Below are 10,100 nucleotides of genomic sequence, written 5' to 3' on the forward strand. Positions count from 1 at the left end.
GGTTATAAAAAAAAAATAAGAATTTACCCTTATGGCTTGATCGTCCTTATTATCGGGTTTTGCAGTGAGATCAGGGTTTCTGTTGATTGAATTTCATCGATTGTCTGAATTTTGTTGATAAGTACGTCTTGTAAGGCTTCTATACTTTTACACATAACCTTAGTAAAAATACTGTATTGCCCTGTTGTGTAGTACACCTCTACAACTTCATCTAACTTGTCTAGTTTATCTAATGCTGTGTGATAGTCTTTTGCACTCTTAAGAATAATTCCAATAAAGCAGCAGACATCAAAACCGAGTTGCTTTTCACTAATATCAACTCGAGTTCCTGCAATAATTCCCGCTTGCTTCATTTTCTCAACTCGAACATGAATTGTGCCTGGGCTAACTTCGAATTTTTTGGCTAACTCAGCGTAAGGTGTTCTCGCATTCGCCATTAATGCGTGAAGTATGTCACGATCGAGATTATCGATCTGATAAATATTGTCCATAAATCCCCTCTGTTTTTAACGATAATACATTTTTATAGCGTTATTTTTAACGATTTTAAACAAGCAAGGCTATTTTTAATGAAGTATATTGAATTTAGTACCCATTTTGTTGCTTAATCTATATCAGCAAAACACGACATCACCACTAGGGATACAAAAATGGAAAAATCATTCATCCAGACTCAACAGCAAATTAGCTTTGTTAAATCTTATTTTTCACGACTGCTGGAAAAAGAATTAGGACTGATTGAAGTTCAAGGACCGATCTTAAGTCGCCTTGGTGATGGAACTCAAGATAACTTATCAGGCCATGAGAAGGCAGTACAAGTTAAAGTCAAATCTTTACCAGATTCTACTTTTGAGGTTGTCCATTCATTAGCTAAATGGAAACGTAAAACATTAGGTCGTTTTGGATTTAGTTCTGGGCAAGGTCTTTATACTCATATGAAAGCTTTGCGACCAGACGAAGATCGCTTAACTCAAATCCACTCAGTTTATGTTGATCAGTGGGATTGGGAAAAAGTGATGGAAGATAAAGAGCGTACAGTTCCTTATCTTAAACAGACAGTGGGTAAAATTTATCAGGCAATAAAAGAAACTGAAAAAGCCGTCAGCGAAGAATTTGGTCTGGTACCGTTCCTGCCAGATCAAATTCAATTTATCCACACTGAAGAGTTATTGCGTCGTTATCCTGATCTTGATGCTAAAGGTCGTGAAAAAGCAATTGCCAAAGAATGTGGCGCCGTTTTCTTAATTGGTATTGGCGGTAAGCTTTCTAGTGGTGAAGCTCATGACGTGAGAGCACCTGATTATGATGACTGGACGACACCAAACGAAGATGGATTTGAAGGTTTAAACGGTGACATTCTTGTCTGGAACCCTGTTCTACAAGATGCGTTTGAATTGTCATCAATGGGTATCCGTGTCGATCCTGAAACATTAATGCGTCAGTTAACACTAACAGATGATACTAAGCGTCTTGAGCTGGATTGGCACAAAGCATTAATGCATGGTGATATGCCTCAAACTATCGGTGGTGGTATCGGCCAATCTCGTTTAGTGATGTTACTGCTACAAAAAGAGCACATTGGGCAAGTACAATGCGGCGTGTGGGAAAAAGACACCCGTTTAGCTTTTGCCGATATGCTGTAATTATTGGCGCCAGCGTCGAAGTAAACGACTTTTTAATCCAGTATCAAAACGCCATATATGGTCAAAGATTTTCATGATGCTGGGTTTACCGTAATTGGATAGGGTAACCGCATGGAAGCGATTGTGCTGTTGCTGTTGGCTTTTTTTGATTTTGTTGATTAGGTTTTCGGGTAACCTTTGGGCGACAAAGTCAGAAATAACAACAGCATCAGCATCTTTCCATGCTGGGCTATTGAGTTTTTCTGCGACATTATCTAGACAAGCACTTAAATCTGTCCCCCCTCTAAATGACTGATTCAAAAACTTGATAAGCTCTTGCAGGCCATTAGACGATGACAATTGGTAATGTACAGTTTCAGTGGAAAATAACATCACATGGCATGAACGATTATTAGCTAGCGCTATTTTCATCAATGCTAATCCAAAAGCTTTAGCACACTGTTCGTTAAATCCCCCCATTGAACCTGATGTATCAATACATACAATAAAAGGCCCTCTCGGTCTTTCTTCATCATGATGATGAGTTACTGGACGCAATACAGTACGCTCTTGCCAATTATCCCCTTGTAACCGATAAGTATTGAGCTGCTTTTCCACCAGCTTTCGATAAAATTCATATTCTATTTCATTAATACCTAACAAGGCGAGTTCGGCAGGAAGTAAGCGCAAGATATCATCACTGAGCCCTATTCCATTGACTTGCTCTGGTGTTGTATCGGGTGCTTTCTCAACAATAGTCACTGGTTCAAAAATCACACTCTCTTCAGGAAGTGATTTGGCTGTTTTGCTACGGCCAAGCAAACTTGCGAGTTTATGTAATTCAGGTTGTTGATCGAGAAAGTCGCTATAACGTTGAATAATTTTCTCATCGAAAGGTGTTTTTGTTAAAACGCCTTTGCTCATATCCCATAAACGTCCTGCTGCACGCTCATTTTCTGAGAATGTATTACTTAAGCTTCCACTTAACGCTAAACGTTCTTGTAGTTCTGCAAGGAGTTGCTCTTGTTCTTGGTCAAATAGCGCTTTGTGTAATGCTGTGACTTGGAAAATTAAACTTATCCGCCAGTGTTGAATAAACAAAGCTTGTTGGGCTGGTGAAAAAGGCTTATTGGTTTTAATTAGTTGTGATGCTTCTTCAATAAAAGAAGAGTCTAGTTTGTTTAATTCAGCCAGTATTTGCTCTACTTGCTGATTAAATATGGCGTTACCTAATGACTGAGTTTGTTGATAAAGGGCAAACTCATCAGCAATCATGGTAGGTACTAAGGTTTCTTTTACTCTTTGCTGTAAGCTTTTTTTCCATTGGTGGATATCTTTAAGTAAGGCTTTTTTGAGCTTTGGGTGTTTTTCAAAAAATACCGCTAATTGAGGTGATGCAAGTATAGCAATAATGACTTCCTCAATAAGCTGCCCTTCATTTATGGCTAAAAGCATATCTAATGTTGAAAGTGTCAGCATAATATCATTACTTTATTTGGCTTTTTAATTGCGATAATTTTTCATTAAGCTGAACAAAGCTTTGTTCGATGGAAATAAGGCTATCATTATCAATAAATAAATTTGGTTGATGATGATTAAATTTTTCCTGCTCACCATAAATTTCTTGAGTCAGATCTTTTAATTTATCTAGCCACTCTTTGTTATTTTCAATAGGAGCGGCAGGCGCAGTCTCTTTTTGTTGATAAAGAGATGTTGTTCGACGACTAACATCTAAAATTTCTAATACACCATCTTGACGTATTTGCGCATTAATTGATTGTGGGAAACCAATGCCATTTAAACGCGCTAATAATTCATTCCCTTTAGCTAAAAAGTTTTCTAATGCTTTTTGCTCGATAGTAATAAAGTTAACTTGAATACTATGGATATGTAGAGGGATATGTAAAAACAACGTGAATTTATCAGCCTGCATTTTTTCTGATAGGCTAAAATGTGCATTTCGTCCAAACATTCCACTTTGTTTTTCAAAACGAAAGGCCTGTTGCTCTTGTTTACTTCTTGTTGATTGCATCCACTCAGCCCATAAACTTTCTGTTTTTCTAATCAACTCTAGCTGGTGGTAGGCTTGTTCTGTTAAAAGGCTTTGTAATAACTTATCTAATAATGCAAATGATGCTTGGTCATGCCACAGGCAATCTTTTAATAAAATAAGATCTAATGGTGAAATAGCACAACGGCCATTAAAAAAAGCACTGGCTTGTAAAAGGCGTACCGCTTTTTTCCAACGTCTATCTGAAACATAAGGTGCTGCATCACTTTTATCTAAAGACTCACGAAGTTGATAAATTAAATCAAATAAGTGGTCATCTAAAGTGACCTTTTCTAATTCTGATTGCCAACGTGAGAACTCTTCTGCGGTAATTTGGATATGTTCTGGAATATGAAAAGAGCTTACATCTTTATTAATGAGTAGTGCACGAAAGTTTTTCTTATCCTGAACTTTGGTTAGCCAAATGCGGATAAGCATTCGGTCATATAGTGCTTCAAGACTACTGTCTGAATCAGGTAGCTCATTAGAGGCTGAGACTAATAAACGCATTGGAATAGCAACTTCAGCTTCTCCATTTCTAAATTTACGCTCATTAATCGCCGTTAATAATGTATTAAGAATAGCGGGCCCTGCTTTCCATATTTCATCAAGAAAGACAACCTCAGCATCAGGTAGATATCCCTCGACCAAACGCTGATATTTACCTTCATCTTTTAAAGCTTGAATAGATAAAGGGCCAAAAATTTCTTCAGGGGTTGAAAAACGCGTCATTAGGTATTCAAAAGCTTTAGCCTCTTTAAAGGCTTCTTTCATTCTTCTGGCTATTAAACTTTTAGCAATACCCGGAGGGCCAAGTAAGAAAACACTCTCACCACTCAGTGCTGCAAGTAGACAAAGACGGATAGCTGACTGTCGCTCATAAAGCCCAGTTTCAAGATATTGGCTAAGTTGTGATATCCGCTCTGCAAGTTGCATAAACACTCCTAATAATGGGTACTTATTTTCGTCATCACCCTGAAAATATCAGAAAAGGATCGCTGACATATAGTCAAACATTCTATTAGCACACAAATTGTTTATAACAAAAATCGATTCAGCTTCCTACTGCTTATTTTTGGTTCTTTTTTGTTTTACTAGCGAAACGTTTCGATGGTGATCACGTTTTTTCATTAATGTTGCTGAGATGATCGGTTTAAAATATTGAATGTCATTTATGTGATACATCTAGAATTTATTACTGAGAGTAAGGAAAAATCATGGAAGCGAAGAAACTTGTGATTTTAGGTAGTGTTAATGCTGATCATATTCTTAATGTTGCCCATTTTCCGCTTCCTGGTGAAACTATTTCAGGTAACCAATTTCAAATGGTATTTGGCGGTAAAGGTGCTAATCAGGCGGTCGCCGCTGGGCGTTGTGGTGCGAATATTTCATTTCTTGCTTGTTTAGGAAACGATGATATTGGTAAAAAAGCCAAAGCTCAATTAATGACGGATAACATTGATACCAAGAGCATTGAGTTAATTGATGACGTAGCAACAGGTGTCGCGCTGATTTTTGTTAATCAGCAGGGTGAAAATGTCATCGGTATTCATGCTGGTGCTAATGGACGATTAGATACAAGTTATGTTCAGCTCCATGGGAATATAATAAAAGAAGCTGATGCTCTATTAATGCAATTAGAATCACCACTTGATTCTGTTTTGAAAGCCGCGGAAATCGCTAAACAAGAAAATGTGCAAGTAATATTAAATCCAGCACCAGCTCAGGCATTACCTGATGAGCTGTTATCACTTGTCGATATTATTACTCCAAACGAAACGGAGACTGAATATCTGACTGGAATTAAAGTTATCGATGATGAAAGTGCTCAACAAGCAGCGGATGTTTTACATAATAAAGGTATTAAAACGGTTCTTATTACATTAGGAAGCCGTGGAGTTTGGGTGAGTGAGCAAAATAATAAAGGTTGTATCGTTCCTGCATTTAAAGTGAAAGCAGTAGATACCATCGCAGCAGGTGATACATTTAATGGCGCGTTAATCACTGCTTTATTAGAAGGGCAATCTATGATGTCAGCGATTAAGTTTGCTCATGCCGCGGCTGCTATTGCTGTCACTCGAGCAGGAGCTCAACCATCAGTACCTTGGCGTCATGAAGTGGATACTTTTTTAGCTTCATCCTTATAGGGTGTTTCTTCTATATATAAAGAAAAAGAGAGCATAGGCTCTCTTTTTTAGTTTAAATAAAGCTATCAGGCCTTTTTCTTTTTATTAGTTAAATTATCGCCATCATGTTTATCAAGGAGTAAGAATACAAAGGAAGACAGCAATGTAATGATACCAACAGTAATAAAAGTATAATGGAAGTTATCAACCGTAGTGCCCACATTCTCTGTATCAAAATATCCTAAAATAGATGCACTCACTGCAATACCAAAACTAATTGCCAATTGTTGGGTGACAGCCAAAACACTATTTCCTGAACTTGCATTATTGTCTGTTAAATCAGCCAATGAAATTGTATTCATTGATGTAAATTGTATAGACATGACCACCCCTAATAAAAAGAGTGGAATGACAAGATAGTAAATAGACATATCCGGTGATTGAAGTGAGAACTGAGCTATCATCAAACCAATAATAATTGTGATAGCAAAGAGTGTTCGGCGATAGCTAAATTTTACTAAGATCTTTGTGACAAATGATTTTGCTAAAATAGAACCTAAAGCCATTGGGGCCATCATCATACCAGAAATTATTGCAGGGTAACCAAAACCCACTTGCAACATAAGTGGCATTAAGAAAGGAATACACCCAGTTCCTAATCTTGTTGCAATATTTCCTGCAATACCGACAGAGAATGTGCGTGTTTTAAATATATTGAGAGGGATTAGTGGTTGCTGGTGGCGTCTTGCATGATTGACGTATAACCCAAGTAAAGAAAATCCACCTAAAATAATGGCAATAGGAATATAGCGAGAGATATTTTTATCACCAAAAAGATCAAGACTGACAGAAAGCATGACTAAGCCAAAACCAAAGAAAATAAAGCCAAGTAAATCAAACTTTCGTTTTGGCATAGTGAAATTAGGCATATGCTTGATGGCATAGAAAATACCTAATAGGCCAATAGGAATATTTATAATAAATATCCAATGCCAAGAGGCATAAGTAACCAATATCCCTCCTAAAAGAGGTCCAGCTATGGGGCCTACTAATCCTGGCATTGTGACAAAGTTGAGAATGGGCAGTAATTCGCTGCGTGGATAAGCTCTTAATAAAGCAAGGCGTGCAACCGGCATCATCATTGCGCCACCTATACCTTGTATAATTCGTGAAATAACAAGAAAAGTGAGGTTAGGAGAAAGTGCACATAATAAAGAGCCACCAGAAAATAAAGAAACCGCAATAATAAAAATTTTACGCGTTCCAAATCTATCGGCTAACCATCCACTGACAGGGATTAATAATGCAACAGTTAAGGTATAGCTGATAACAGCCGATTGCATCGCGAGAGGAGAATGATTAAGACTTTTTGCTATGTCTGGTAATGCCGTATTAAGAATGGTTGCATCGAGAGCCTGCATAAAAAAAGCCATTGCAGCAATCCAAGGCAACCCAGACATATTTTTGGCGGATTTCAACATGAAGCATATACCGTCTTTGTTCTATATTTTGATTATCGCTTCATTATAAACAGAAAACCTACAAAATTTGTATTAAAACTATTCAATCACTGGTTAATAATACTAAACAGAGATCACGCGCCTTATTTCCATCTTTATCAATAATTGCCTGAACAATTTGGTTATGTGTTTCCGGTTGAACTGTTTCATTACCCACAATAAGATCAAAATACTTTTTATAAGCAGAAAGAAATAATGAGCCAAAAGAGGCAAAGAACGGATTGCCACTTGCTTGATAAATGAGATAGTGAAATTGAGTATCGATATCTAGCCAATGTTGTCTGTCAAAATTCTCATCAAGTAACTGCATTTCTCTGCCAAATAAAACAAGAGACTGTTTTTGGCTTTCAGTTGCATTAAATGCGGCTAAATAACAGGCTTGAGGTTCTATTGCTAAACGAACGTGATGGAAATAATGGCTGACTTTATTAAATTCGCCACTGTCTATCCACCAATTAAGAAGATCATTATCTAATAGATTCCAATTTTGCATTGGAGTGACACGAGTACCTATTCTTGGACGAGGTAAAAGCATTCCTTTAGCAGCAAGCATTTTTATTGCTTCTCTAATAACAGTCCTGCTGACAGAGAGCAATTCTGCTAATTCTATTTCTCCTGGTAACAAAGATTCAGGTTCATAGTGACCAGAAAGAATTTGTTTACCTAATTTTTCAGCAACTATATAAGAAAGATTTTTTTGAGAAGCTGAACGTTGTTCGCTAAATTGCATAATAAAGGTTACCTATACCATAATTTGTCTTCTATCTTACGTGAGTCAGCTAGAGAAAGCTGTTCGGATTTCACGCTATCAGCATAAAATTAGAGCGTTTTTCTTTATTTTGTTGAAAAAAAAAGCGAACAGAAAAAAAGTTGAAATAAATACTTGCGCTAATCCGAGAACTCCCTATAATGCGCATCCACTGACCGACGATGAGCTGACAACAGCCACGAAGGATAGCGAAGAGAAAAGAAAAAAGTTTGAAAAAACTCTTGACTCTTCAGAGGAATAACGTAATATACGCCTCCTCGCAACAACGCAGAAGACCGGAAACGGCAGCGAATGTTGCACTGCTCTTTAACAAATTATCAGACAATCTGTGTGGGCACTCGCAGAGACGATATCTTCTAAAATATTAGATGTATCAAGTCTTGAAGAGTGAACAACAAAAGTAAATTCATTTATGAATAGCTAAGTTTTCGATTTCTTTGAGCATCAAACACTTTTAATTGAAGAGTTTGATCATGGCTCAGATTGAACGCTGGCGGCAGGCCTAACACATGCAAGTCGAGCGGTAACAGGAGAAAGCTTGCTTTCTTGCTGACGAGCGGCGGACGGGTGAGTAATGTATGGGGATCTGCCCGATAGAGGGGGATAACTACTGGAAACGGTGGCTAATACCGCATGACGTCTACGGACCAAAGCAGGGGCTCTTCGGACCTTGCGCTATCGGATGAACCCATATGGGATTAGCTAGTAGGTGGGGTAATGGCTCACCTAGGCGACGATCTCTAGCTGGTCTGAGAGGATGATCAGCCACACTGGGACTGAGACACGGCCCAGACTCCTACGGGAGGCAGCAGTGGGGAATATTGCACAATGGGCGCAAGCCTGATGCAGCCATGCCGCGTGTATGAAGAAGGCCTTAGGGTTGTAAAGTACTTTCAGCGGGGAGGAAGGTGTTAAGATTAATACTCTTAGCAATTGACGTTACCCGCAGAAGAAGCACCGGCTAACTCCGTGCCAGCAGCCGCGGTAATACGGAGGGTGCAAGCGTTAATCGGAATTACTGGGCGTAAAGCGCACGCAGGCGGTCAATTAAGTCAGATGTGAAAGCCCCGAGCTTAACTTGGGAATTGCATCTGAAACTGGTTGGCTAGAGTCTTGTAGAGGGGGGTAGAATTCCACGTGTAGCGGTGAAATGCGTAGAGATGTGGAGGAATACCGGTGGCGAAGGCGGCCCCCTGGACAAAGACTGACGCTCAGGTGCGAAAGCGTGGGGAGCAAACAGGATTAGATACCCTGGTAGTCCACGCTGTAAACGATGTCGATTTAGAGGTTGTGGTCTTGAACCGTGGCTTCTGGAGCTAACGCGTTAAATCGACCGCCTGGGGAGTACGGCCGCAAGGTTAAAACTCAAATGAATTGACGGGGGCCCGCACAAGCGGTGGAGCATGTGGTTTAATTCGATGCAACGCGAAGAACCTTACCTACTCTTGACATCCAGAGAATCCTTTAGAGATAGAGGAGTGCCTTCGGGAACTCTGAGACAGGTGCTGCATGGCTGTCGTCAGCTCGTGTTGTGAAATGTTGGGTTAAGTCCCGCAACGAGCGCAACCCTTATCCTTTGTTGCCAGCGCATAATGGCGGGAACTCAAAGGAGACTGCCGGTGATAAACCGGAGGAAGGTGGGGATGACGTCAAGTCATCATGGCCCTTACGAGTAGGGCTACACACGTGCTACAATGGCAGATACAAAGAGAAGCGACCTCGCGAGAGCAAGCGGAACTCATAAAGTCTGTCGTAGTCCGGATTGGAGTCTGCAACTCGACTCCATGAAGTCGGAATCGCTAGTAATCGTAGATCAGAATGCTACGGTGAATACGTTCCCGGGCCTTGTACACACCGCCCGTCACACCATGGGAGTGGGTTGCAAAAGAAGTAGGTAGCTTAACCTTCGGGAGGGCGCTTACCACTTTGTGATTCATGACTGGGGTGAAGTCGTAACAAGGTAACCGTAGGGGAACCTGCGGTTGGATCACCTCCTTACCTAAGAGATACGTG

Annotated in this window: 7 protein-coding genes and 1 rRNA gene; 3 read left to right on the top strand and 5 right to left on the bottom strand. The window is 39.6% G+C overall.

Annotated elements, in window-relative coordinates; genetic code table 11:
* Window positions 1–29 precede the first annotated feature (29 nt).
* A complete protein-coding gene (asnC, locus tag GWJ01_RS03330) occupies window positions 30–491 on the bottom strand; it encodes a transcriptional regulator AsnC (protein WP_161710702.1) in 462 nt (153 codons plus the stop codon).
* Window positions 492–650: 159 nt separating this feature from the next.
* Between asnC and asnA the strand changes: the two genes are divergently transcribed.
* Complete coding sequence (asnA, locus tag GWJ01_RS03335; RefSeq protein ID WP_109394529.1) at window positions 651–1,643, top strand: aspartate--ammonia ligase; 993 nt, start codon at window positions 651–653, stop codon at window positions 1,641–1,643.
* On the opposite strand, the gene viaA is transcribed toward asnA, so the two are convergent.
* Window positions 1,644–3,101: an ATPase RavA stimulator ViaA gene (gene viaA, locus GWJ01_RS03340; RefSeq protein WP_161710703.1), complete on the bottom strand. Its 1,458-nt coding sequence runs from the start codon at window positions 3,099–3,101 to the stop codon at window positions 1,644–1,646.
* Between the two features lie 7 nt (window positions 3,102–3,108).
* Complete coding sequence (ravA, locus tag GWJ01_RS03345; protein ID WP_109402948.1) at window positions 3,109–4,608, bottom strand: ATPase RavA; 1,500 nt, start codon at window positions 4,606–4,608, stop codon at window positions 3,109–3,111.
* 281 nt (window positions 4,609–4,889) lie between these two features.
* Here ravA and rbsK point away from each other — a divergent pair, with 281 nt between their 5' ends.
* A complete protein-coding gene (rbsK, locus tag GWJ01_RS03350) occupies window positions 4,890–5,819 on the top strand; it encodes a ribokinase (RefSeq protein ID WP_109394535.1) in 930 nt (309 codons plus the stop codon).
* 65 nt (window positions 5,820–5,884) lie between these two features.
* Here the strand turns inward: rbsK and mdtD are convergent, their stop codons facing one another.
* Both mdtD and GWJ01_RS03360 read right to left on the bottom strand, forming a co-directional pair.
* The gene (mdtD, locus tag GWJ01_RS03355; protein ID WP_109394537.1) at window positions 5,885–7,279 is read right to left on the bottom strand and encodes a multidrug transporter subunit MdtD; all 1,395 of its coding nucleotides are present in this window, start codon (window positions 7,277–7,279) and stop codon (window positions 5,885–5,887) included.
* A gap of 82 nt (window positions 7,280–7,361) precedes the next feature.
* Entirely contained in the window at window positions 7,362–8,048 is a 687-nt protein-coding gene (locus tag GWJ01_RS03360) for a FadR/GntR family transcriptional regulator (RefSeq protein WP_109402947.1), read from the bottom strand.
* Between the two features lie 494 nt (window positions 8,049–8,542).
* Here GWJ01_RS03360 and GWJ01_RS03365 point away from each other — a divergent pair.
* Window positions 8,543–10,085 (top strand): 16S ribosomal RNA (locus GWJ01_RS03365).
* Window positions 10,086–10,100 lie beyond the last annotated feature (15 nt).

Origin of the sequence: Proteus sp. G2618 (assembly GCF_009915995.1) — a bacterium.
GTDB classification, from domain to species: Bacteria; Pseudomonadota; Gammaproteobacteria; order Enterobacterales; family Enterobacteriaceae; genus Proteus; species Proteus terrae.